20 protein-coding genes are annotated in these 24525 nt (G+C 36.3%); 11 read left to right on the forward strand and 9 right to left on the reverse strand.

All coding sequences use genetic code 11. From position 1 onward, the window contains the following. Positions 1–7: 7 nt before the first annotated feature. Positions 8–1279: a hypothetical protein gene (locus tag H1R81_RS09325; RefSeq protein ID WP_181840437.1), complete on the reverse strand. Its 1272-nt coding sequence runs from the start codon at positions 1277–1279 to the stop codon at positions 8–10. 126 nt (positions 1280–1405) lie between these two features. On the opposite strand from H1R81_RS09325, the gene H1R81_RS09330 reads away from it, so the two are divergent. Both H1R81_RS09330 and H1R81_RS09335 read left to right on the forward strand, forming a co-directional pair. Further along, complete coding sequence (locus tag H1R81_RS09330; protein ID WP_181840438.1) at positions 1406–2470, forward strand: family 16 glycoside hydrolase; 1065 nt, start codon at positions 1406–1408, stop codon at positions 2468–2470. 162 nt (positions 2471–2632) lie between these two features. Beyond that, positions 2633–4711, forward strand: a complete 2079-nt coding sequence (locus H1R81_RS09335) for a GEVED domain-containing protein (RefSeq protein ID WP_181840439.1) — start codon at positions 2633–2635, stop codon at positions 4709–4711. Between the two features lie 86 nt (positions 4712–4797). Here H1R81_RS09335 and H1R81_RS09340 read toward each other — a convergent pair whose 3' ends face one another. From H1R81_RS09340 to H1R81_RS09350, 3 genes are all read right to left on the reverse strand, one after another. Next, complete coding sequence (locus H1R81_RS09340; RefSeq protein ID WP_229251088.1) at positions 4798–5499, reverse strand: outer membrane lipoprotein-sorting protein; 702 nt, start codon at positions 5497–5499, stop codon at positions 4798–4800. Between the two features lie 103 nt (positions 5500–5602). Next, positions 5603–8179: a TonB-dependent receptor domain-containing protein gene (locus H1R81_RS09345; RefSeq protein WP_181840441.1), complete on the reverse strand. Its 2577-nt coding sequence runs from the start codon at positions 8177–8179 to the stop codon at positions 5603–5605. A 214-nt stretch (positions 8180–8393) separates the two neighbouring features. Further along, a complete protein-coding gene (locus tag H1R81_RS09350; RefSeq protein WP_181840442.1) occupies positions 8394–9527 on the reverse strand; it encodes a hypothetical protein in 1134 nt (377 codons plus the stop codon). Positions 9528–10084: 557 nt separating this feature from the next. Here H1R81_RS09350 and H1R81_RS09355 point away from each other — a divergent pair. The 4 genes from H1R81_RS09355 (at position 10085) to H1R81_RS09370 (ending at position 14133) form a co-directional block, all read left to right on the forward strand. Continuing rightward, positions 10085–10429 (forward strand): four-helix bundle copper-binding protein, encoded by a 345-nt coding sequence (locus tag H1R81_RS09355; protein WP_181840443.1) that lies wholly within the window; start codon positions 10085–10087, stop codon positions 10427–10429. A gap of 378 nt (positions 10430–10807) precedes the next feature. Beyond that, entirely contained in the window at positions 10808–11101 is a 294-nt protein-coding gene (locus H1R81_RS09360; protein ID WP_181840444.1) for a LytTR family DNA-binding domain-containing protein, read from the forward strand. 118 nt (positions 11102–11219) lie between these two features. Continuing rightward, a complete protein-coding gene (locus tag H1R81_RS09365) occupies positions 11220–12548 on the forward strand; it encodes a leucine-rich repeat domain-containing protein (protein ID WP_181840445.1) in 1329 nt (442 codons plus the stop codon). Positions 12549–12612: 64 nt separating this feature from the next. After that, positions 12613–14133, forward strand: coding sequence for a leucine-rich repeat domain-containing protein (locus tag H1R81_RS09370; protein WP_181840446.1), 1521 nt, complete (start codon positions 12613–12615; stop codon positions 14131–14133). A 43-nt stretch (positions 14134–14176) separates the two neighbouring features. On the opposite strand, the gene H1R81_RS09375 is transcribed toward H1R81_RS09370, so the two are convergent. Together H1R81_RS09375 and H1R81_RS09380 are read right to left on the reverse strand one after the other, a co-directional pair. Then, positions 14177–15787 (reverse strand): serine hydrolase, encoded by a 1611-nt coding sequence (locus tag H1R81_RS09375; RefSeq protein ID WP_181840447.1) that lies wholly within the window; start codon positions 15785–15787, stop codon positions 14177–14179. A 128-nt stretch (positions 15788–15915) separates the two neighbouring features. Beyond that, positions 15916–16554, reverse strand: a complete 639-nt coding sequence (locus tag H1R81_RS09380) for a hypothetical protein (protein ID WP_181840448.1) — start codon at positions 16552–16554, stop codon at positions 15916–15918. A 168-nt stretch (positions 16555–16722) separates the two neighbouring features. On the opposite strand from H1R81_RS09380, the gene H1R81_RS09385 reads away from it, so the two are divergent. From H1R81_RS09385 to H1R81_RS09395, 3 genes are read left to right on the forward strand one after another with little or no spacing between them, the layout of a single operon-like run. Further along, entirely contained in the window at positions 16723–18027 is a 1305-nt protein-coding gene (locus tag H1R81_RS09385) for a hypothetical protein (RefSeq protein WP_181840449.1), read from the forward strand. A 35-nt stretch (positions 18028–18062) separates the two neighbouring features. Next, positions 18063–18365: a DUF1330 domain-containing protein gene (locus H1R81_RS09390; protein ID WP_181840450.1), complete on the forward strand. Its 303-nt coding sequence runs from the start codon at positions 18063–18065 to the stop codon at positions 18363–18365. Positions 18366–18367: 2 nt separating this feature from the next. Continuing rightward, on the forward strand, positions 18368–18916 hold the full coding sequence (locus H1R81_RS09395; RefSeq protein WP_181840451.1) for an NADPH-dependent FMN reductase: 549 nt from the start codon (positions 18368–18370) through the stop codon (positions 18914–18916). Positions 18917–18962: 46 nt separating this feature from the next. Here H1R81_RS09395 and H1R81_RS09400 read toward each other — a convergent pair whose 3' ends face one another. From H1R81_RS09400 to H1R81_RS09410, 3 genes are all read right to left on the reverse strand, one after another. Further along, positions 18963–20279, reverse strand: coding sequence for a glucoamylase family protein (locus H1R81_RS09400; RefSeq protein ID WP_181840452.1), 1317 nt, complete (start codon positions 20277–20279; stop codon positions 18963–18965). A 165-nt stretch (positions 20280–20444) separates the two neighbouring features. Then, complete coding sequence (locus H1R81_RS09405) at positions 20445–21227, reverse strand: response regulator (RefSeq protein ID WP_181840453.1); 783 nt, start codon at positions 21225–21227, stop codon at positions 20445–20447. Continuing rightward, positions 21224–22858, reverse strand: coding sequence for a sensor histidine kinase (locus H1R81_RS09410; RefSeq protein WP_220275196.1), 1635 nt, complete (start codon positions 22856–22858; stop codon positions 21224–21226). The genes H1R81_RS09405 and H1R81_RS09410 overlap by 4 nt, the downstream gene beginning before the upstream one ends. A 503-nt stretch (positions 22859–23361) precedes the next feature. On the opposite strand from H1R81_RS09410, the gene H1R81_RS27785 reads away from it, so the two are divergent. Together H1R81_RS27785 and H1R81_RS09415 are read left to right on the forward strand one after the other, a co-directional pair. Further along, complete coding sequence (locus tag H1R81_RS27785; protein WP_409013552.1) at positions 23362–23493, forward strand: 3-coathanger stack domain-containing protein; 132 nt, start codon at positions 23362–23364, stop codon at positions 23491–23493. 151 nt (positions 23494–23644) lie between these two features. Then, on the forward strand, positions 23645–24490 hold the full coding sequence (locus tag H1R81_RS09415; RefSeq protein ID WP_181840455.1) for a UbiA family prenyltransferase: 846 nt from the start codon (positions 23645–23647) through the stop codon (positions 24488–24490). The last annotated feature ends 35 nt before the right edge of the window (positions 24491–24525 follow it).

The raw sequence follows: 24525 nt of genomic DNA on the forward strand, positions 1-24525 counted from the left end.
GGTACAATTAAAGTTTAAGAACTTTTGTCTGTTTAATAGCTCCGTTTCCTTTAAAAATAAAGCCTATTTCTTTTAACTCACCTAAAGACCTGGTATAGGTGGTTTTAAAGATTTCTTTGCCGTTTAGTTTAATAATAATCGTTTGATTCTGATTTGTTACGTGAATATTCTGCCATGTATAGAAATGTGTGCCAAAGGCTGTTAAATCCATATTTTTACCGTCGAATTTCCTTTCGGCTATGCTCATTTTAATATCACTCTCACAACCTTTTGCTCCGATATTAATGTACATATATTCATATTCGCCTTTTAATAATAATGCAGTGGTAGGGCAGACTATACCCGTTGAATCTATCTTGAAATCGGAAGAAAAAACAAAATTGTTACCATCAATTTTAAAATCTCTGCTATCATGGAAAGTCAGGAAGAAAGGCTCAGTAATATCTATTTTATTATTAACCAAAACTTTTTCGCTTACGCCTACAATACCGTTAGGAAGCCAGTCGGCAGAACGCAGTATTTTATTTTCAGTTTTATTCTGATGTACCGCAATTACCCAATTGGTGGTTTTGATATGCACCGGAATTTCCCTGATAACAGAATCGTCTGCTATCAGTTTTGCAAGGTAATAACCTGGCAGGTAATAAATATCAGTCAATTGATGATTCCCTTTAAATACTTCTACTCTCCGTCTTGTATCCCACGATTGCTGAATATAAAATTTCTTAGCGTCAACCGAATCAATATTATAAGTAAAAACAACAGTGTTAGGTACAGTATTATCAACTGAAGTTTTAGCTGAGAACTGAACAATAGAGGGATTAATGACCTTTTTCAGAAGCCTGTCTTTAAAAGCAAAAAACGTAACTGATATTATTAAAAACAGGCCTGCAATTACCCATAAAAAAGAAAAATTCCGTCTCGGGGATTCAAACTGAAGTTTAGAGTTAGTAAGGATGCTTTCAGTTAATGGCAACTCACTTGTTTTATCAAGTAATTTTGTTGAGGCCAGTTTTAAAACTAACCAATCTTTATTATGAACAAGCTGACTGAGGGCATCTAAAGTAGCAATATGTGGCAATCGGTTATATTCATTGCGCCAGATACGCTTAATAGTTGTAAGACTGATTTTTACACCTGATTTTTCTTCTATAAAAAATACTAAAAACTCATAGTCCTTCTGTGTCCAGTTTTCAGTCTGGCCAAGCCCTGCTTTTTGGGCTACTTCTTTTTTCAGGATTTCCAGTAATTCTTTGTCTATCAGGTTTATATCGCTCATAATCAGAATTTTATCAAAACAATCGTAAAACAGTTGTAAATCAATTCAATATTGTAGGTATAATTTTTAAGACAGTCCATAATCTTGCAGCGTAAAAAATCTCATTCAAAATTTAATCAATTTATTATGAAAATGCTCAGACACAAATCATTTTTTATCTGCTCACTCCTTATTTGCTCTTTTAACCTACGCGCTCAGAATACCCTCACAGACTGGCAGGCTTTTTCAGAAAACAATGAGCCGGTTACTTTAACAGAACAAACATACAAAGAAAAAAAATGTGTAAAATTAGATGGTAAAAAAGAAACCATAGTTATCAACAAGAATAAAAATTATCGGGATTTCAGAATCGAATTTGACATAGCAGCCAAAGTAATGGCAGGAGTTGGGTTTCACGTAAAAAACGAGCAGAATTATCAGTTTCTGTATTTCAGACCTGGTTATGGAGGTACTCAGGAGGCTATTCAGTATATACCTATTTATAACGGAGGCTTAAGCTGGGTATTATATCACTATCCGATTCATGAAGCCAAAACCGATATTATGGCAATGGAATGGTTTCATGCAGCTATTGAAGTAAGAAACAAAATTATGAGGGTATTTGTGAATAACAAAAAGGAGGCTGATATGACACTTACCCTCCTGGACACTGATACACAGAATGGTAACATTTTGTTAAGAACTATGTTTGGTGAGGCTTATTTTGCCAATGTCAGTATTCAGGAGATTCCTGAATCTCTAACTGATTGGAGTATCTCAGAACAATTGCCGCGTGATAGAACTTATGACTATACAGAGGTGAAAAAAAACAGGAGCTGGACAAAAATTGATCAGAAAAATGATGAGATGGTAAATCTGAAACGTTATTTTGAGTATCCGAATGGAACCGTTTTTGCTAAAAGAACGATTGCCTCAGAAACAGATAAACCACAATTGTTATATTTTGATTTTACAGGTAAACTCCAGATTTTCCTGAATGGCAAAGAAGTGTTCAACTATGCAAAATACAAATTAGACCGTCTGAATAATTATGAGAACTGCATTGTACTGGATATGAAAAAAGGTGAAAATGAACTGACCTTTATTATTGAAGGCGATGCTTTTGTATTTGGTAAAGGATTTAACTCAATGGGTAGGTTACAACATCAGAATTGGGGCTTTGTTGCAGCTTTGGCTGAGAAAACAAGATAAGTAAATAATTGTTGAGGGCAAAGGGTTTGAAAAGCGAAGATGGTTTTCAAACCTTGGTTTTTTTATAGAACGAATAGTATTAAGGTTATTTTAAGAGGTAGTATCGGATAATTATTTATCTTTGATATTTCCTGGATTAACCCAAATTTAAAGTTTGTATTAATGAATACTATACGTTTACTTTTACCTATTGTTCTGCTTACTACTTTTACTGCAATTGCTCAGAGAAAAAATCAGCCAAATATTCCTGTTGTTTTAAATAAGAATAATCTTGTAGAATGCGGCACACCTTTACCACCACTCAAAATATCCCGTCAGAATGAAAAACTGATGCAGCAATTTATTCAGAGAGGGTCTAATCTGGCTTCTCCGGTTGTGATTCCTATCAAAGCCCATATTGTTCGGAAAAGTGATGGTTCTGGAGGAATTTCAATTGATTCAATCAATTCTGCCATTTCTGTTATGAATACTAAATATGCCAGTATCAACATGAGTTTCACAATATGTAGCAGTGTACATTATATTGATAGTGATGAACTTTATACACTTGATGTAGATATTGAAGATAATAAGTTGGTACTTAGCAATGTAAACGATGCCCTTAACATCTATTTTGTAGGCACATTATCAGCAGGTGGTGCGTTATTAAATGGTATTTCTGCCTTTCCCTCTGCAAACCCTGCCGAAAATCGTATTATTATGTGGAATGATGCTACTAATAACAGAATTACATTGCCGCATGAAATGGGACATTACTGGAATCTTTACCATACACACGAAACTTATCTGGGAGCAGAGCTGGTAGATGGTAGTAATTGCACAACCAAAGGTGATTTGGTTTGTGATACACCTGCAGACCCGTGTTGTTATTTCTATGATCCTGAAACCTGTACTTATACAGGCTCTGCAACAGATTCTTTAGGGCAGACCTATAACCCGATGGTTAATAACCTTATGTCATATTACGGGCTTTGCCGCGATATTTTTACGGCAGGGCAATATACCCGAATGGATGCAGGATATGCCTTGAGAACAAGCTTTATGAATAGCAGTACTTATAATCTGGCTTGCAATGCTACTATTGCTGCTGCACCCTCTAATGTTACTCTTATACCAAAGGGGTGTAGTATCCAACTCTCCTGGAATGATAATGCAGATAATGAAATGGGATATATTGTTGAGGTGGCAACAAGTGTTACAGGGCCATTTGTATCAATAGGTAATTTGCCTGCCGGAAGTACCACTTTTTTAGATAATCGTGTACTCAGCAATGGGATTACTTATTATTATCGTGTAATAGCGGCTAACGCTAATGCTGACTATAGTAATATAGCTCAGATAAATTTTACTTCTTCTATTAATTGCTATTGTGTTCCCGCAGCTTTATACTGCGAAGAAGGTGATGCCATTACGAATTTAACAATCAAGAAGGGTGCCGGAACAATAATGAACTATAATTCTACCTGTAGTAATGGAGGGTATTCTGTTGATAGTACGGCTTTACCTACTCTTGAGAAAGGGGTAACTTATACTTTCTCTTTGTCTACCGTAAGTTCTTATGCTGAAGGCGCAAGTGCCTGGATTGATTTTAATAAAAACGGGATTTTTGAAAATAATGAACAGATATTAACTAAAACAAGCAATATATGGACAGATACCTCTGGTTCTTTTACTGTTCCTTTAAGTGCATTAGCAGGACAAATGCGTATGCGTGTAAAGCTAACCTATAATTCGATTCCAGCGAACCCTTGTGAAAACCCGGCGGAGGCAGAAGGCTATGGAGAAACGGAAGATTACTGGATAAATATTCTTTGTGGACTTGATGAGATCACAGAGGCGAAAAGATGTGGAACGGGGAGTGTTAATCTCATGGCATCAGGTTGTTTTGGCGGAATAATTAATTGGTATAATTCAGCAACAGGCGGAACTTCTATTGCAACAGGTGGAACCTTTACTACTCCAAGCCTTTCATCAAGTATTACTTACTATGTTGGTTGTGAAAACCCTTGTTCGGTTGAGCGAATACCCGTTAAGGCAACCATTGTTTTTACTAATATTAGCTTTGCCAATCCATCAGAACCTGCTGGCGTATTTCAAGCATCACAAACCATTACAAGTGCTACCAATGTAGCCACAGGAACCAGTTACTTTGCCGGGAAATCAATTACGCTTAGCCCGGGTTTTCAAGCTGGGGCAAACGAGGTATTTATGGCGATTATCCAGAGTATTTCATGTCCGTAGAGATACATTAATACGAAAAAGGGTGTACCTTATAAGATACACCCTTTAAGAAATCAGATAACTGATTTATATTTTGTTAATTATCATCAGGGCTTTTTGAACACCTTCTCATCAACAGAGCTATTGAATTTGATTTTATTGGTAATAAATGCCAGATTACCCATCTGGTTGGCAATATCCATAGTATAGGCAATTTTAATACCATCAACATCTTTATAATCAGAGAAACTGATTTCTACATCTTGTCCATTGGCTGACGTCTTTGTTTTAGTTATTAAATAAGTAGCAGCATCAATATATTGGTCTAACACATCGCCACCGGCAGTTGTTACTTTCAAGTGATAATTATCTTTCTTATCTACTTTTTCGGTGCCTACCAGTTCTACCTTATTTCCCTTTTCTTTATAATTGAAAAGCGGACCAAATGGGTCAAGTTGCCCTTTTAATTGTTTTAACTGATCAGCAGGCATATCTTCAGGCTCACCGGTACCACCCATCATTGTTGGGCGAATCATCCAGGCAGAAGTACCATCAAATGCCTGTACCATTGAGTTTCCCATTACGGTTGATTCAGAACGTACGGCCTTGTTTACTATCAAAGTGCTTACATTCGGAATATCCATACCTTGTACAGATAATGAGCGTTCTGCAACCATAGTATTAACAGACTTTAGTTTATCAGCTCCGCCTAAAGCAGCTATGTGTTTGTCTACAATTTCATCTACAGTCTGAGCGAAACCGCTAACCGAAATAAATGCCGCTACTGCGGTAGCAAAAAGTTTGTTCATTTTCATTTTAGATTGAATTAAAGTTTATTCGTAAGTTTATTAAGGTTCTTTTAAAATCAGTATCGCTGAAGTTTTTCAACTATAGTGATGATTCTTTCAGCTATTATCTTGGTGTACCACTACCTTGCTGACCACCGCCACCTTGTTGTCCGCCACCCTGACCATCGCTCTTCACATCATCATTGTTTACTGAGCGGGCTTTTTTCTTAGGGGCATCAACAGTCATTTTACCGATTTTATAGCTAAATGTTAAACGTACGCCTCGGTTATACATATAGATATTATTTACCTGATTAAACTGTGCTGATTTCAATTCTGAATGAATTCTAAATCTGCTGTTAAAGAAGTTTTCTCCGGCAAGACCTATACTACCCTTTTTGTTTTTAAAGTCTTTCTTGACACCTACAGTATAGAAGGCAAATCCACCCTGGTTACCTTGTAATTGTACCTGATTCCCCTGCATAAAACCAAAAGCCTGGGCTCCCCAACCATTTTTGAATGTTGCCTGCGAAAATATTCCGCCACTTACGTTAAAACCAGAGTTGGTAAGGTTTTGCGTTACATTATTTAGACCTAACACCTGTCCGGTTAAGGTATTGTAAATAATGTTAGCAAATATACCCACATTCATCTTCGAGGTTACTGCAATGTTAGCAAAAATATTGGTACCATAAGCATGCTGACGACCAATGTTTTTGTAAGTAGTAATGATAGCTCCTTCTAAAGTATCAGATGGAATCCGAACCTGAGAAATGGCATTGTTAGTAAAACGTCCGAAGAATGAAGCATTGATAAAAGTCTTTTTGATATTTTTGCTCAATGTTAACTCAAAGTTGTCAGTAATTTCAGGCTTCAGAGTTGGGTCACCTACAGTAATATTCTGAGGGTTGGCAGAGTTAAAGTTTGGATTTAACTGTTGCAAGCCCGGACGTTGAATACGTTTGTTGTAGGCCAGTTTAACTGTTGTACCTTTAATACTTTTTGAAGCATTGATACTTGGCACTAATACACCGTAATCACCTACACCAATAGGGCCACCTTCCTTTGTACTTGCATTAATAAATGTATGCTCATAGCGTAAACCACCTTTAATTGTATAACGTTTTTTGGTGGTGTAAGTATAAGAACTGTAAGCGGCAGCAATGTTCTGATGATAAGTCAATTCACCCTGAGGCTGATTAATTTCAGTCGAGAAACTACCCGTCGGCCCTGCAAATAAGAACTTGTAGTCGCTATTTACCTCACGGAAGATACCCTTGCCACCGAACTCTAACATCTGGTTCTTCTTGATAGGTGTCTGATAATCACTTTGAAATGTAAACTCCTGATTAAGATTGGTATTGATATTGCGTTGACGACTCAAGGTAATACCCTCGGGATCCATTAGGTTTGCATCAAAATTATTGGTCAGATCGTTACGGCTATACAAGGTAGAAATACTCCATTCTTGCTGCGGTTTTTTGAAGGTATGCAAATAATCCAGGTTTACATCAACTGTTCCTGACAAATTATCAGCATTTACGTCTCTTCTTGAACTGGCATCAGAGTTAAGAATACCGTTGCTATAGAGTTTTGTAATAAGGTCTTGTTGGTTAGAAAAGTTACGCACACCATAACGTACACCTGCTGTTAAACTCTGATTCTTGGCCAGATCGTAGTCAAAACCTAAGTTATATTGTCCGAACAATCCATGGCTTGAACCATCTCCGGTTTGTTTGGTTAAAGTAGAAACCCCATTTACGATACTGGTCTGATCAAGCGAGGTCTTGGTAATAGTATTGTAGATTCCACGCCCGAAACCACCTAAAGTTACACCACCTTTCCCTCTTCTATAGCTTCCATTCAAGCCTAACATCGAACCTCGGTTACCTAAACCACCGTCTATATTCAGGCTTAATCCTTGTAAATTGTTCTTTTTAGTGATAATATTAATGATACCACCAGATCCTTCAGCATCATATTTTGCCGACGGGCTGGTAATTACCTCAACTGTTTTAATCTGGTCGGCAGGAATCTGTTTCAAGGCATCTGCCACACTGCTGGCAATAATAGTACTTGGCTTATTGTTAATTAAAACTTTGATATTCTGGCTGCCTCTTAAGGATACGTTACCATCAAGATCGACTGTTAATAAAGGTACTTTGCGTAATACATCTGCGGCATCACCACCTTTGGCAGTAATATCTTTATCTGCATTGTAGACTAAGCGGTCAACCTTTTCTTCAATCAAGGCGGCTTGTCCGGTTACTGTTACTTCATTCAGCATTTTGGCACTGCTGGAAATAACCACATTACCCAGATCTAATTCCTGACCCTTATCTAAAGTAATATCTAATGACTTGGTATTGTATCCGATAAATGTAATTTGCAGTTTAAATGTGCCTGCGGCAACTTTATTCATAGTAAACTTGCCTTTCTCGTCAGCCATAGTTCCATCTATTGGCTTATTTGTAGTTTTGTCGAGCAAGGCAATACTTGCAAATTCAACAGTTTTGTTGGATGTTGAATCTACGATTGTTCCCGTAATTTTACTATTTCCTTTTGGAGTCTGGTCACCTGCTGTACCCGGTAATGCTTTTTGTGTAGTGCTACTACCACCCATAGGGAACTGTGCCATAGCAGGGGCAAATGACGTAAAAATAGAGGCAATAAAAATAATACTAAGTGTAACTTTTTTCATGATTTAGTTTTTAACGATGCAAATTTGCGTCATAAAGCTAAATCATGAAACGGAAAAAGGATAAGTGTAAGATTTAGACTGATGAACATAGGATATTGCCCGATGAATGTTTGAGCTAATAGGGAGAATGGTAAAACTAATTAAATGGGTGGAAATTTACGCTTATTTGGTTATATAACTATTTCGATATTTATTAGAATAATACAATGAGAAATTATTTGGGGCCAATAATAGTAAAATGCCAGGTTCCTGACGCCGAAATACTGCTATTGCTTACATTGGTGAACCGTAGGCTACAAGATGTAGCTGTAACGTTGTACGGAACAACTAAAATTTTATCCCAACTGCCAGCGCCACTCTCTACCTGTGCAACTGAAACCATAGGTACGCCTGAGAAACCAGAATAACCAAGCGTACTAATAATAGTAGCGCCAGCAGCGAGATTAGAGAATGAATAGCCTTCGGTTTCGTGTCTGATAATATAAGTAGAGGCAGTATTGTTTAGTACAATGCCCTGACCCTCTGCCGTTACCTTGCCCGAAACCGAAGCTTTGCCATAAATTATTACATCATCACCTATACTTAAGTCTGTACCTATTGCAGCTCCGCCCGAAATGATAGCGTTACCGTCTGCATAAATGTTTCCTGTTGCCGAAGTATTACCACTACTATTAATCGTGAAAACTGTGCTATTTGCTGAATTTCTGAAAATGAAACTTTCATTAGCCTGGAAATTTCTGAATTTCATGCCATCAGAATCATGTAAAATTTCGCCATAACCGTTGTCATTTCCGTTTTCCATACGGATATGTTGCCCCCAACCACCATTGCCATCGGCCTTAATATGTAGTCGGGCAATGGTTTGTGCATAAGTCAGCTGACCCACAGCAAGATTGAAACCGACTTTAGCTTTATTATTAAAATACCCTGAAAAATCGCTGTTGGCATAGCCAAATACCCCAACGCCAGTATTACTGACACCATAAAGACCAGCATTGCTATCGCTAACGCCATACACACCAGCACCTCCTGTACTTTCTCCATAGATTGCCCGGTTACTTCCGGTTATTACAGATATGCCTCTCCCTGAGCCACTATTCGTTAATGAAAACAAAGTTGATGAAGTAGAGCTACTGCCACTGTAAGGCAATGTAAGACTTCCGCCACTGCCACCTGCCATATCTACCCAGCCAGTACCATTACAAAAATACATTTTTCCATCACTCGTATTAAACACCTGTACTCCTCTGGTTGTGGAATTACAAGTGCCTAAAGACGTTACATTGCCTATTTTTACAGAATTTGGTAATAGTGTGGTAGATTGTGCGAAGCTTTTACTTATTATCATGGATAATAAAATAAAGGAATATCTCATAACTAAAAATTGTGTCTGATGAACCCATAAATGTATCTGTTATCAATGAGCTGGGCAATCACGGTTTGCCGTGATTTTATAGAGAAAGAGCTAAACAGGCAAAGTTTTAAGCTATCTGATCTTTTTTTTAAAAAGTATAAAATTTTTAAATCCAGGTCTGCTTAATACTCGTATATACAGATGTAAAAAAAATCGTAAGATAGAATCCTACGATTTTCTGAGTTTAATATAACTTTTGCTTGTCAATCTACATGCCCTAGATCGACAACAAATTTTACATTTTTTCTTCGTAAAAACCAATAAAAAATCACACAAAACGAAGTTAATAGAGATTTTAGGATAAAAATCCCTCTAAATGAGGGCTTTTTGTGTTAAAAAACAGGGTTTTAGTGGTTTATTATTATTTAAGCAGGTGCGAGGCAAATTTGGATTCTCATCTGCAAAGATTTTTTGTGTAAAAATCAACCCAGTAAAACTACATTTTTCTTGTGGCACATCTTTTTTGAAATTATTCTAAAAAATTTAGGATTATGGCACATCAAAAATTTCAAGATTGTATCGATGAATGTATTGCTTGCGCAATTGCCTGTAGCCACTGTGCAACCGAATGTCTTAAAGAAACAAATGTGAAAGATTTGACACACTGTATCCGACTGGATATGGAATGTGCAGTCATTTGTCGTTCTGCTGTAGAACTTATGAGTTTAGGCAGCAAGTATAGCTACGATTATTGTAGGGTTTGCATAGAAATTTGTAATGTCTGTGCGGAAGAATGTGAAAAACATGGCGCAATGGGTATGGATCACTGCAAAGCTTGTGCTGAAGCGTGTCTCAAATGCGCAACTGCTTGCGAAGAAATGGTCGCAGTAGCATAGATATGCTATTACAGACAAAAGATAATCAAGGAGCGTTACCTCAGAGGGTCATGTCCGTCTAATGATTAAGACTGTTGCTTTACTGACAGTCTACTATAACAGCAAATGGGTTGGGTCTAATTCGTGCTGTTATATGGTTATCTAATGGCAAAACCGTCAAACTGCTAAACAAAGAAAGACGTAAATTCTTCTTTTAAGTCTTTCTTTGTTTTTTACAACTTCTTCAATATTAGCCCCTTTTGAAAACTTTCTCTTTTTGCAAAATACTAAATATATGCTGGTTTCCGTTAATTAAAATTTAAGTCAGGAAAATAAATTGTATAAACTTCAACAACAGATAAGAGTATCAGAAGAAAACTCTTGACTGCGAATTAGCGTATGAAACTCATTGCCAATATTCCTTTGGAACAGATTCTCTTCCTTCAGGCCGATACTAATTATACCCAGATTTTTTTGAGCTGTGGCCGGACATTGATTTCAGGATTTAATCTCAAAAAGTACGAAGATTTTTTTGAACATGAAAATTTTCTGAGAGCCAACAGGAGATATCTGATTAACCGCAACCATATTCATTATTATGACTCTGCGAGTTCAAATCTATACCTTACAAACGGGATAGTTATTAGCGTTTCTCGTCGTCGTCGCGAAATGATTGAAAGTATGGTTGCCTAAGACGATGGTTACTTTTTTTAAGAAATCTTGCCGTAAAATAATTATTACAGGTTTAGCTATACATAATCGTCCAACTACATAAACTACAGAGCAGTCAGAAGCAGAAAATCAAGGGCTGATGAAATCTCTTACTTACCTGCTTATCATTCTTTTTATAGCAAGTGCCTGCCAGTTTGACCAGGAGGTAATTGCTAATAACCCTCCCGGAAGTTTTATAGTGGACGCTGCTTTACAAAATGATGGCAAGTCTGTTCTTTTAACCTGGACACCCGCACATGACCCCGATAATGATGAGGTAAGTTATACTGTGGCTTATCAGGGAAAACATATTCAAGGAATCAAGGATACACAATTTTTATTAATTAACTTACCATTTGGCAGTGATATTGAAGGGAGTATTACCGCTGAAGATGGTAAAGGAGGGAGTACAGCAGCGAAGTTTATTATTCAGACGGCATCGGGCTATGCGAGTATCCCGGATTCTGCTTTTGAAAATGAATTAATCAGGCAAAGAATAGATGATGAAAAAGATGGACAAATAGCAAGAAATGCTGCATTGAGAGTAACAGAACTTATTATATCCGGTAAACTCATCAGAAACCTGCAAGGAATAGAGGCTTTCTCTAATCTAACTTATCTTGATTGTCAGGGGAATCTTTTAAAGGAATTGCATCTGAATACTAATAGAGCATTAAAATACCTTGACTGCCATAGTAATGAAATCAATTCTTTAAAAATAAATAAGTGTGCGGCATTAGAAGAACTTTACTGTCAGATAAATAAACTCAATGATTTAACTATTTCAGACAATTTGGCTCTGAAAGAAGTGTGGTGTTTCTACAATCTATTAAGCACGTTAGACGTAAGTAGGAATATAAATCTACAGAAGTTAAGTATAGCTTATAACCGATTAACCGAAATAAATCTAAGTAAAAACTTAGCTCTTACTGAATTATCCTGCTCATTTAATGCACTAACCAGATTGGACCTTGGCAAAAATACCTTATTACAATATTTATACTGTTCAGATAACCACCTTACCGAACTCGATATAAGCAAGAACTCGATGCTTTATTCGCTCTTCTGTCAGTCTAATCAGTTAAGGCAATTAGATGTAAGCAAGAATCTTGAATTGATTCATCTGCAATGTTTCAAAAATAATTTAGAAAGCCTGGATATAAGTAAAAATACAAGTCTACTATATCTCTATTGTCAATCAAATAATCTGACCTATTTGGATATAGGTAAAAACAAAGATTTATTTTATCTCGATTGCTCCACCAATCGGCTGGAGGCCCTAAGTATCAGCCGGAATCTTAAATTAGTCTATCTGCTATGCTACAGAAACAGAATTTCAACTATCTGTATCAATGATTACTCCCAGATTCCTGTTTCCGGTTGGGAAAAGGATAAATGGGTGGGTTATGAAGTTTGTGAGAATAAATAGTTTAACTGTAGTAAATTGTCTTTAAAAAACAGATATTTGTTTAGTAATCTAAATTACTTTAAACGTGACTAATTTATTAAAAAACTGCTTTATTCTTTCCATTGGAGTAATCTTACTCGGCTCTTGCAAAAAAAATAAAGAGGCAGAGCCTAATCTTGCACCTAAAGGCTTTATTGTTACAGCTAAGTTACAAGCGGATGGACAATCGTTGCTTTTGAACTGGACACGTGCCCAAGACCCTGAAGGGTATAATGTACTGTATTCAGTTACTTATAATGGAGTAATAGTAGAAGGAATAAAAGATACAACCTATACTATTAAAAATACTCCTTTTGAAACTGAAATCAAAGGAAATGTGACAGCTACAGACAATAAGGGGAATAAGACAGTTATACCTTTTAGCGGTCAAACGGCCTCTAAGTTTATTGATATTCCTGATCCTAATTTTGAATTAGCATTAATTGAAAACAAAATAGATGATATAAAAGATGGGAAATTACTCAGAGGAAGCGCACTGGCAGTTGAAAATTTATACATTACCAATAAAAATATTAATAGCCTGACAGGGATAGAACATTTTACAAATTTAAGAAACTTAGATTGCAAGAGTAACTTTCTCAAAAGTTTGGATTTAAGTAAAAATGGAAAGTTAATCTCGCTTTCATGTGACAAAAATAAAATTAATGCTTTAGATATTAGTAAGAATATCTATTTATACGCTTTAACCTGCACTTTCAATGAGTTAGGTACTTTAGACATTAGTAATAACCCACAATTATTAACTGTAATTTGTTCAAACAATCTTCTTGATAAATTAGATATTACTAAAAATGATAACTTATTATTATTTAATCTTAGAAATAATAAATTGACGACTTTAGATATAAGCCGGAATAGAAAATTAGAAGAATTAGATTGTTCCGGTAATCAACTAACTAACCTGAATATCGGCCAGATTATCTCGTTAAAAAGAGTAACCTGTTCTGGAAATAAATTAGAAGCCTTAGATTTAACTAAAAGTACAAGTTTACTGGAATTATATTGTTCAAGTAATCAATTAAGTAGTTTGAATTTAAGTAATAATTTCAGAATTGAACGAGCTGACTGTTATAATAATCAATTATCTGAGTTGATTCTCGGGAAACTTCCAGCACTGAAAACGCTTGAATGCAATTCTAATAAAATTAAAAGCCTGAATATAGAAGATTGTATAGGATTAGAAATTTTCCATTGTTCTGAAAATCAACTGACTAATATTGACCTAAGTAAGAATATAGCTTTAAAAACTTTGGGATTACAGAATAACCAATTAGCAAATATAAATTTATCAGACAATTCATCTTTAGATTTGGTGGCTGTCAGTAAAAATGAATTAACTACGCTGGATGTTTCAAAAAATGCAGTTTTAGACGTATTAATTTGTGATTATAACCAATTAACGAGTTTAGATATAAGCAAAAATCTGAAATTAACTGTTGCGCAATGTAATGATAATAAAATACAAACAATCTGCGTAAATTCGGGTCAGTTAAAATCGGTGAAGGTGTATAAGGATTTTATCACTAAAATTGATATTTGTAACTAATGTATTGCTATCCATTATTTTACCTGATAATTACCATCAATAGCTAATTCTTCTCCAACAACTCCTTCGCCTCATTATACTGTCTGTCGCGCCGATCTATATATTCTTTGTATTTCATCAGCCAGCTTAGGTACTTCTTAGCTAAAGTCGGGTCAGTAGGTAAATAATATTTAGCCAGTTTCATCATCGCATCAAATTTATAGCCTTGCTCCTGATAATTATCGTAATCGGATAGTATCTTAAATTTTATCATCCCCTCAACTTTAGTTAGCTCAGACTTTTCAAGAATTACCCCGCTATAGAATGATTTTCCAGGGTGCTGCTGCAAACTGCTCCAGTATTTAAGCGCAAGGTCTTTTCCGAAACTTTGTATAGTCTTATCTTTTGATTTGGCTATTATTTCATAAGCAGTAGGAGTATCCCATTGAGCATTAAAAGGATAATATTTAATTAATAGTTTCAATAATTCATCACTTGAAGGATAACCATCAGTTAGTGACTGAGGGGCAAAACTCATCACAGTAGCATAAGCAAAAAGTTCTTCAAAATTGAATTTCGATGGAAGCGTTTTTATCTGGTTTTCAATTGCTGTAATATCTTTATTGAAAGAAATACCTTCTTTTTTATTTAGCACAAAAGTCTTGAGAAAAGCGCAAACCAAAGGTGCATTAAACGGGTTCCCAAACCCTAATCGGGTAGTAGCCGAAGCCATATCGGTTGAGGACAGCATCACAAAAGTAAGGTTTCTGGAAGGAATTTTCAGTAAGATGGAAGCATCAGCCCCATACCCATAGGCCCAATGTATATCAAGCCCGTTAATTTTACTTGTAAACCACCCCATACCCTGTGGACTACCCTTATAAAAGGGGGTAGTTATTGTTTTGTAACGTTCTTTTGAGATTATTGTTCCTTTATCAAGAGCCGCACTATATTTTACTAAGTCACGTACGCTGCTCATCATCCCATAAGCAGGCCCACTTTGCATATTCGGAAAATTAAGTCTCGAATTAGTATAAGCCTTTAGCGAGTCATTATAAGCATACAATCTTGCTACGCTATTAATGAGCTTTTCATGTTTGGCAGCATTATATTTAGCAATGGTATGGTTGAGGTTCAAAGGCTCAATCAGGCGTTTTTCTACTTCATAAGTAAATGGTCGTGTTATATCATTGGCAGAATCTATTTTATTAATGCTCCTGATGGCATTAAAGACTGTATTATATTTGCCACCATTGTACACAAAGCCCGTTCCGATAGGTTTGCTTTCAGAGGTATGGCTTAAAATATGTGCCAGTGTCGTTTTATCATCCCAACGTTCTTTAGTAAAATACTGGTTAGGGAAATTGTTCAGTAAATCATCTAAACGGAGTTTTCTTTCTGCCTCCATTTGCTGCATTATTACTGAGGTCATACCCTTGGTAAGCGATGAAATAACAAAAATATGGTCAGCATTCACAGGCTCTTTGGTATCGGGATTCGCATAACCTATTCCTTTAAAATAAATCAAGCTATCCCCTTTGGCCACACCAATTGCCATGGCAGGCATTTTTAGTAGTTGGGTATAGGTCTCAATATCTTTCGTGAATCTATTGAAATCCTGTGCGCGTAAAAGATGTGTCAAGAGACATAACCCAACTACTAATAGTTTTTTCATAATGTTTGTATTCCTTTCGAACAAAGACATTGACCTTGGGTGCAATGTTGCACAAATCTGGTAAATAGTACCTGTTAAAATTTGTTAAAAAGTAGATTAACTGGTCATTGCTATACAAACTCAAATAATCATTTATCAGTAGGTGAAACCGTCAGATTCGTAAAAGTACCCAGTGTCATCGGCCCTGTCCATAGACCTATTTTACCGGCTGTATTCGCGGCCAGACTTTCTACTACCAGACAAGGTTCTTTACTGGTATTCACAAATACTTTTACAAGCGGTTTCTCAATCACTATTCTTACATGAAACCAGCCGTCAGGGTCAGGTACAGGATTTACTCCCTTTTCATATTTACCCGGAGTATCATCCCGCAATTTAAACCAGGGCTGGTTGGGTAGGTTAGCATATTGCACTGCTCGCTTTTGTCGGGCCGCATCAGGAATCGTAAAATTGAATGGACGAAAATAAACGTGCTCGTAGGTTTTATCATCCTGAATGTTAAAGGCAATCCCGATAAAACTTTGTTGTACAATATTCTGACCTTTTAAATCACATTCAATTATACCATTACTCATCTGGAAATCATTAAATACCATCATGCCGTCTGTTTCGGTTTTACCAAGAACAATGGTGTCTTTCCAGACTGGCATTAATCGATTATAGACTGACCACTTAGAGCCGTCTTTCAAATCTATTTTTTGCATTTTATTTTGTCCGAAAGTATTATTTATAATGACAAAGAGCAGGAGTACTAATAATTTTTTCATAATGTCTGAGATTTTGGATTAGATTAAAAATGTGAGAATAATCTGTTTGTTAGAATTGTATTAGATGGATTTTTTTTGGCAAATTTGTAAGAAAGAAGAAGCTAATACTTGTCCAAATATGTTCCAAAACAGGTTCATTTTCGTTCAAGCGCTAATTATGAATTTAAAATGGAGCACTTAGAGGTAGAAAATATTGAAAAATGTAAAAAAGCGATTGAGGATAAACTCAATTGGGGAAGCAGCACTTTATGGCTGAATTATGATTTTGAGCGACTTAATGACCAGATATTTGTTGAGACTAACGTTCAGATAAGCGTGTCTACGCTTAAAAGGATATTTGGCAAGGCGAGTTATCATAGTTCTCCGTCTTTAACTACACTCAATACGTTAGCGCAGTTTATCGGCTTTACAAACTGGAGAGATTTCACCAGGAGTATTGTTGTTCAGCCAACCGTTCCTGATTCTTCTATTCAGGGAGTACCCGTGGCTTCTCCTGCTGCGCAGGTTGTTAACAAAAATCAGCGAAGATATTTTATCTATGGTATTATCAGTACATTGGTAATTATCAGTCTTATTGCTTTTATGAACAGGAAAGAAGAGCAACAAATAGACTATTCCAAATTCTCTTTTGAAGCAAACAAAGTTGTCACACAAGGGGTACCTAATTCGGTAATCTTTACCTATGATGCAACAGCCGCCAAACCCAATGATTCGGTATTTATTGTACAGACCTGGGATTTAAGGCGAAGGAAAAAAGTAGATAGAATCGCACATAATCACTCTGCCATGTACTATTATCCGGGTTTTTTCAGAACAAAACTGATAGTAAACAACCAGATAGTAAAAGAGCATGATCTGCAGATTAAAACGGATAACTGGTTGACTTTGGTGGAGTCAAAGAATGATGGACAGATGCCATTATATTTTACCAAACCGGAAGTATTGAAAGACAATGAAATAAGGGTAGACAGAGACTTGCTGAAAAAGTATAACCTCTCGCTTCACCCCGAATCTCCAAGAATCAGGTTTTTTAATCAGACAGATTTAGGAGAATTGATGAATGATAATTTTACTTTTGAAACTGTACTAAAAAATGATTTTTCAGAGGGAACAGGCACCTGCCAGAAAATACAGATACTAATTCAATGCAAAGACGATATTATTATTATACCACTTTCTGCCAGAACCTGTGTCGGCGATATTAATTTATATGCCTGTGGTATCAATGTAGCCAGTACAGATAACGATTTGTCGGGCTTTGGTTGTGATTTAAACCAATGGACGAAGCTAAGAGTTGAAACCCGCAATAAGCAAATGACTTTTTTTGTCAACGACAAAAAGGCTCATACACTTACATTCAAACATAATTCTACCGGAATCGTAGGCCTGCAGTATCGCTTTGATGGAGTTGGGGCAGTAAAAGACACATGGATTGAGGGAGCGGGAGGTAGGCATGAGTTTGCGGCAAAATGAGCTTAATAAGCTATTAATAAATAAAATTCTTAACTATGATTTACATTACCCAACTGATTTTTGTAAAAGAAGGCAAAGAAGCTGTTTTTCATGAATTTGAAGACAATGTGCTACCCTTAATAGAGAAATTTAATGGTAAGTTGCTATACAGGGTCAGACCTGATAATCCAGCTTATATAGTGGCAGAAGGTGAAAAACCTTATGAAATACATTTTGTGACTTTTGAGTCAGAAAGTGATTTGCAGGCATATATGAAAGATGATGGACGTCTGAAATTTATCCATTTGAAAAATGATTCTGTTCAATCAATGCTTCTGGTAAAAGGAAATAAAATGTAGATATGGTATTGAAAAAGAAAGTATTAGGCATTTTAGGAAGTACTAAAGCCAACTCAAATAATGAACGATTATTAAAAAAAATAGGTGAGTTAATGCAAGAGCATATTGACTTAACCATTTTTGATAAGATAGCAGAATTACCCCATTTTAATCCTGACTTAGATAATGAAGAAATAGCTCCACTTATAACAGATTTCAGAAATCAAATTGCAGAAGCCGATGGGGTGTTGATTTGCACACCCGAATACGTTTTCAGTATTCCAGGAAGTTTGAAAAATGCGCTGGAGTGGACAGTCTCAACAGTGGTATTTTCTGATAAACCGCTGGGTATTATTACCGCATCGGCATCAGGCGAAAAAGGGCATGAGCAATTACAACTAATTCTGCGAACCCTGGGGGCTGATTTTAATGAGGAAACTCTCTTATTAATTAGCGGTATAAAGGGGAAAATTAATGAACAGGGGGAACTTACTCTCCCTGAAACTGAACAAAAAGTGAAGCGTTTTGCTGAAGCTTTTATAAAACTATTAATGTGGAGATGGGACTCATAGTAAAATTTCATATTTGAATATCCTATACACCCCTTGTTCTCTGCCCTCATTTAATCTTTGGGCTTTCAAATCCTAATTTCTTCAATCCCTGTTGAATCTCGGGAATACCCATAAATAATTTCCAGAATAAACCACTTCTGTAATTCTCTATCATCACTACAATAGGCCCCTGATCAATAGCCAGATAAGATTCTGCCACCCAGTTTTTAGATTCATTCATGGCATCTTTAAAGCCATATTCTCCCCAGAGTTGAGCACCTTTTTCTTCGTAAAAATAACGCAACGCCGCCATTGATTCTTTAGGTGTATAAGGAAATGCCGATAGTGCGGCTGTGGGAGTAATAACGCCCAAATCGTTATCAGGGGAATGTGCATTATATCCTTCGTGATTATCACTCGCCGTCAATCCCCAGCAATTTGGGCCATAGCCTTTGAATTTATTCGGGTTAATTACGCAATGCTTATAGTTAATCAGAGTATGGTTAAGATTCTGCTGCCAGTAGTCGGCATATTGGTCTTTCAAGCCTCTCGGGTCTAAACCTAAGAAAGAATATTGTGAGAAAAATAAAGGTCCGCCGTAGTCAAAGCCTAAGGGCAGTTTTATCCCGTAAAATTCTTTGCCATTTTTAAAATGGTCGCTCTGTGCCCAGCATTTAATATAATGCTCGCGTGTAATAGGATAACGGCGGGAAGATGCCCCTAAAATATAGGTAATAAGCGTTTCATTCCAACCTCGTAGTTCAAAATTCATTGCCCAACCATTGTTTGGACTCCAATGCCAATATAGCTGATTAACTGAACCCTGCGTAAACCAGTCAAATTCGAGTTCATCCCACATCCAGGTGGTTTTCTGGCGTATATCTCTTTCAACGTTATTATCTTTATTGAAATATTCTCTGGCGCACAAAAGACCCTGAAAGAGATAAGTGGTCTCTACCAGATCTGCTCCATCATCTTTACGGCCAAACGGAATGGTCTTCCCTGTTTCGCCATCCATCCAGTGAGCAAAAGCCCCGTGATAACTCTGGGCTTTAAAAAGGAAATTGACAATTTTCCTGATTCTCTCCGCTCCCTCTTCTCTTTTTATCCAACCACGCTCAACGCCTGCTATAATGGCCATTACCCCGAATCCGGTTCCACCAATGGTACAGGTTTCATGTCCATACCCGAAATTGGTATTGCTACGCTCACGGGCAAGCCCGCTTTTAGGATGTCCGAAATCCCAGAAATAGCGTAAGGTTTGTTTTTGAACAAGGTCTAATAAGGCTTCATCAGAGAGTTTATCTGTAGTTTTGTTGCTTTTCTGCCCATTAACCAACAACGAAACGCATAATAGACAGAAAATAACCGTATTAGTTTTCATAAGTAATTCAGGTTGACAATAAGACACGATCCGTTTTCAAAAATAGGGTAAAAAAAACAAATTCTGAAAATAGGAAGTAAGAAAATCTCCTCTTAGTTTGTGCTAAGATATTTCTAAGATTGATACAAAGGTGAGTCTTCTTTACTGTTAAACCTGAAAATAGATTTATTTCTTTTTTCTGGAACGGATAACATTAAGTCGTTCTAAAAGGAGTTTACGCCCCCCCTCAATCAGAGGCAATTCATGAGGGCCAACAAATATCTGATTGCTTTCAATCTTATTCAAATGGTCTAAATTAATAGTTATTGAGCGTGAGAGTTTGAAGAAATTATCAGGTAGAAAACTCAATAAATGACCGAATCCAACAGAAAAGACATTAGGGATCTGGGCATGATAATTTTTATCAGGATATATCCGTTGGAATTCCTCCTGAGTCAGGAAAAACTCGGTATAAACCTTATGTGCATTTACGTAGTACATATTTTTGTAATTAATGCGTACTAATTTGTTTTGTCCGTCAGGTATATAAATATGATCTGGCATCGAAACTATATCTACCATATTACCCTGATAAAAATTGTGGATGGCCAGTTCAATCTGCATGGTCAGTTCGCTGGGCCTGAATGGTTTATGGAGGTATGCTAATGGATTCGTCTTTTTTGCCTTTTTGAAAGTTTCAGCTTCTGTAAATGCCGTCAGATAGATAAATGGTATTGATTTGATACGCATCAGTTCCTTGGCTGTCTCAATACCATCAGGCTGGCTGCCCCCAAAGTCAATATCAATTAATGCCATATCCGGCAGTTCTTTTTTCATTATCTGAATAGCTGATGCATAGTCATGAGCCTTACCACACACGATAAAACCTGCCTTAACAAGATTTTCCTCAATCGTAAACTGAGTGAGGGGATCATCTTCCACAATCATAATGCGTAATATCTGATTCATGTGGTGCTAACTTTAGTTGTTGCCAGATTTTTCTTTGTTTTGATAGCCTGTTTCTGAAATGTCAGATAAAATGCTGTACCCTCATTTTCAAAGCCTGATTTGCCTTTGAGTCTTTCAGTAAATATCTGAATCAGTTTTAGGCCAAATGTTTTTTTCTTGGTGCTTTGTTCAAAACCCAGACCATTATCAGAGACTTGCAGAAGAATCTGTCCTTCATTTTCATAGCAATGAATTGTTAAGGCAGGGATTGGATTTTCAGGGAAAGCATATTTACAGGCATTGGTTACCAATTCATTGATAATGAGTCCCAATGGCAAAGCCTGCTCAACATGCAGCCAGAGAGAAGCTATCTGATAATCAGGTTGCAAATCAGGATAATCATAACTTCTTAAAATGCCTTCCGTTAATTCGGGAATAAAACTTGCTAAATCAATTTCAATTAACCTGGCACCATCATACAAACGATGATGGACAATAGAAACCGCTTCAATTCTTAACAAAGCATCATTAACAGCCCTCTTGGCATTCTCATCATTTAATCGGTTAGATTGCAGACTGAGTAGATTAGTGACCTGTTGGAGGTTATTTTTCACCCTATGATTTTGTTCAGAGACCAGAGCCTCATTTTGTTTACTGAGGATTCTGTATTTTCTAAAGAACCAGAAGAAGATAATGCTTGTAAGCAGGGCAAAAGCCCCGATAGCAATAGCGATTTTAGTAAATTTTTCCTGTTCTTTGAGTTCGGCTTCTTTCTTTTGGGTATCATATTCTATTTTTAAGCGAGAAACTGCGCCGTCACGGTCACTGCTTATAGCCATTAGTAATAGCTCATGATATTGTTCATAATATTGAAGGGCTTCTTTGTAGTTTTGGGTTTGTTTGTTTAGATTATAGTAAGTTTTGAATAACCTATTTTTATCATCATAACTACCAGTATTAGAAGTATCAGCTATGTATTTCGCTTTGTCTAGCCAATTTTTAGCTTCACTAAAATTCTGTAAAAGAAAATAAGTAGTCCCTAAGTCCAGAGATTTCGAAAATAATTCATAAGTAGCTCTCTTTTTTAGAGACAAATTATATGCTTTTTTTAAAGATTTAATGGAGAGGCTAGCATCATTATGCTCAAAGGTAAAGTCATTACTAAAGGCAATGTTACCTGGATGAGTAAGTTTTTTTAAACTTTTGCCAATTTTATCGGCTTGGTTACGATAATAATTAGCACTATCTAAAGAATATCTCTTGTACTTTTGAGGTTGTTTTAATCTTGCTTCGTTTCCTAAGTTGTGAATCCCACATAACATAATATAGGCACTCATTAGACGTTCCTGAGCACCTACAATGCGGAAATTGATTGCTGCTTTTTGTACAACTTCCATCGCCTCATCATATTTGTCATTCCTTAATAAAAAATTAGTCATAAAAATATATACCCTCCCAAGATTTTCCGAAGGGCCTAAAGGCTCTAAAATGCGGAGTGCCCTCGTCAACATTTTTTCAGCATTGAAAAAGTCTCCTATGCTAATGTATCTTTTACCCATATTATAACATGCATCGGCAACCTCTAAGGAATCCCCTTTGGCTATAGCTTTTTCATAGTCTTTTTTTGTTTCCTCAAGTTGGGCATATATCATTCCTCCGAGTAATTTAGATTTTTCGGCACTTCCCTGCGCCTTTGAAAAAAGGCTGCAAAATGAAAAAAATACAAATAAAATCAGAAAAGATGGATGGTGTTTGAAGTACATTTAAGTCAGGCAATTGTTGTTGATTTCATTAAAATGATTGACAAATCTTACTAAAAAAATCCTGAGATCAAACGATGTGATTTCATTTTTTTTATTCGGTTGATATCCTGATTTTTAGTCGGTTTCTTCAATCGCAGCAATAGGGTTTTCATTTACATTTTCCCTTCGTTGAGCAGTACTCCAATTCAAATCTTACCTATTGTTTTTCTTTTAAGGAAGAATTCTGTGCATACTTAAGAATGCTCTCCCTTGAAACCAATAATAAACACTATTATTATATGCGATTTTTACTCATCACAATTTTTGCTTTGACGAATTTTTATGCATAGTGGCAAAGTATTACTATTAACAATCCCACACCTATTATTATTTGCCCGGGAACAAATGAAATCATTACGGCCTCCAATAAATTAACAGGCACGGCAAATGTTACTTATCGTTCAAACAAGTCAGTTCAGTTAAATCAGGGTTTTAAGGCTGAAAGCGGCACTGTTTTTAAGGCGGAGATCGGAGGATGTAATTAATTTAGAATTAATAGATAATCCTGATTAATTCTGTATCATCGAATTAATCAGGATTTTTGTATTTGTAAAATGTAATTTCCTACTCTAATAAATCCAGCACAAACTACAAATCTGCAAGAGATTTTAATATCTTTACAAAAAAGATAAGCCCATGACCGCTAAAGATATTCTCTTACACCTGCGTATTCCTTTTTCTTTTTTTCTGATGCCAGTCTATTGGTTTGCCATAAGCCAGGCTACCATCGTTGACAAATCCAGGGCCATCTGGGTTTTTGTTATCCTACATTTGCTTATCTATACGGCAAGTAATGCCTATAATAGTTATTTCGATAAAGACGAAGGAAGCATCGGAGGCCTTGAAAAACCACCTGCAGTTGATGATAAGCTCTTTTGGGTTGCCTGGGTTATTGATACTATTGCCGTTATTTTAGGCTTCCTGTTTGTCAATCCACTTTTTGCTCTACTGATTTTTATTTATAGTATGGTATCAAAAGCCTATAGTGACGATAAAGTACGTTTAAAAAAATATGCAGTTTTCAGCTGGTTTATTGTAGGCTTGTTTCAGGGCGCATTTACTTATTATACAATCATACTGGCCGTGAGTAATAACGATGAGTTTCTGCAACCTCACTTATTACCTGCCATTATCAGCACATTGATGTTATGGGCTATTTATCCTATCACACAGGTATATCAGCATGAAGAAGACCGCAAGCGTGGAGACCGAACCATGAGTATGCTTTTAGGTATCAAAGGTACTTTTATTTTTACTGCGGCGGTTTTTACTGTGGCATTTAGTCTGTTCTTTTTATATTTCCCCGAATCAGATTTTATTATCCTGCTCTTATTCAACCTGCCTACTTTAGCTTATTTTAGTTGGTGGTTTTTACAGGTATTAAAAGACAGTGGGCAAGCCGATTTCCACCATGTGATGTGGCTGAATTTATTAGCCTCTTTGTGTTTGAATGGGTTTTATATCTGGTTGTATATGAGGTAAGATTTTCAAATTGCGGAACATCTCTTCTCATTGCG

Source organism: Emticicia sp. BO119, from assembly GCF_013912375.1.
Taxonomy (GTDB): Bacteria; Bacteroidota; Bacteroidia; order Cytophagales; family Spirosomataceae; genus Emticicia.

Excerpts from the sequence above, each read along its gene's own strand:
- H1R81_RS09350 (WP_181840442.1), bottom strand. The coding sequence starts at position 9,527 with ATGATAATAAGTAAAAGCTTCGCACAATCTACCACACTATTACCAAAT.
- H1R81_RS09345 (WP_181840441.1), bottom strand. The coding sequence starts at position 8,179 with ATGAAAAAAGTTACACTTAGTATTATTTTTATTGCCTCTATTTTTACG.
- H1R81_RS09340 (WP_229251088.1), bottom strand. The coding sequence starts at position 5,499 with ATGAACAAACTTTTTGCTACCGCAGTAGCGGCATTTATTTCGGTTAGC.
- H1R81_RS09390 (WP_181840450.1), top strand. The coding sequence starts at position 18,063 with ATGATTTACATTACCCAACTGATTTTTGTAAAAGAAGGCAAAGAAGCT.
- H1R81_RS09385 (WP_181840449.1), top strand. The coding sequence starts at position 16,723 with ATGGAGCACTTAGAGGTAGAAAATATTGAAAAATGTAAAAAAGCGATT.
- H1R81_RS09335 (WP_181840439.1), top strand. The coding sequence starts at position 2,633 with ATGAATACTATACGTTTACTTTTACCTATTGTTCTGCTTACTACTTTT.
- H1R81_RS09375 (WP_181840447.1), bottom strand. The coding sequence starts at position 15,787 with ATGAAAAAACTATTAGTAGTTGGGTTATGTCTCTTGACACATCTTTTA.
- H1R81_RS09415 (WP_181840455.1), top strand. The coding sequence starts at position 23,645 with ATGACCGCTAAAGATATTCTCTTACACCTGCGTATTCCTTTTTCTTTT.
- H1R81_RS09325 (WP_181840437.1), bottom strand. The coding sequence starts at position 1,279 with ATGAGCGATATAAACCTGATAGACAAAGAATTACTGGAAATCCTGAAA.
- H1R81_RS09405 (WP_181840453.1), bottom strand. The coding sequence starts at position 21,227 with ATGAATCAGATATTACGCATTATGATTGTGGAAGATGATCCCCTCACT.
- H1R81_RS09400 (WP_181840452.1), bottom strand. The coding sequence starts at position 20,279 with ATGAAAACTAATACGGTTATTTTCTGTCTATTATGCGTTTCGTTGTTG.
- H1R81_RS09355 (WP_181840443.1), top strand. The coding sequence starts at position 10,085 with ATGGCACATCAAAAATTTCAAGATTGTATCGATGAATGTATTGCTTGC.
- H1R81_RS09380 (WP_181840448.1), bottom strand. The coding sequence starts at position 16,554 with ATGAAAAAATTATTAGTACTCCTGCTCTTTGTCATTATAAATAATACT.
- H1R81_RS09395 (WP_181840451.1), top strand. The coding sequence starts at position 18,368 with ATGGTATTGAAAAAGAAAGTATTAGGCATTTTAGGAAGTACTAAAGCC.
- H1R81_RS09410 (WP_220275196.1), bottom strand. The coding sequence starts at position 22,858 with ATGATATATGCCCAACTTGAGGAAACAAAAAAAGACTATGAAAAAGCT.
- H1R81_RS09365 (WP_181840445.1), top strand. The coding sequence starts at position 11,220 with ATGAAATCTCTTACTTACCTGCTTATCATTCTTTTTATAGCAAGTGCC.
- H1R81_RS09360 (WP_181840444.1), top strand. The coding sequence starts at position 10,808 with ATGAAACTCATTGCCAATATTCCTTTGGAACAGATTCTCTTCCTTCAG.
- H1R81_RS09330 (WP_181840438.1), top strand. The coding sequence starts at position 1,406 with ATGAAAATGCTCAGACACAAATCATTTTTTATCTGCTCACTCCTTATT.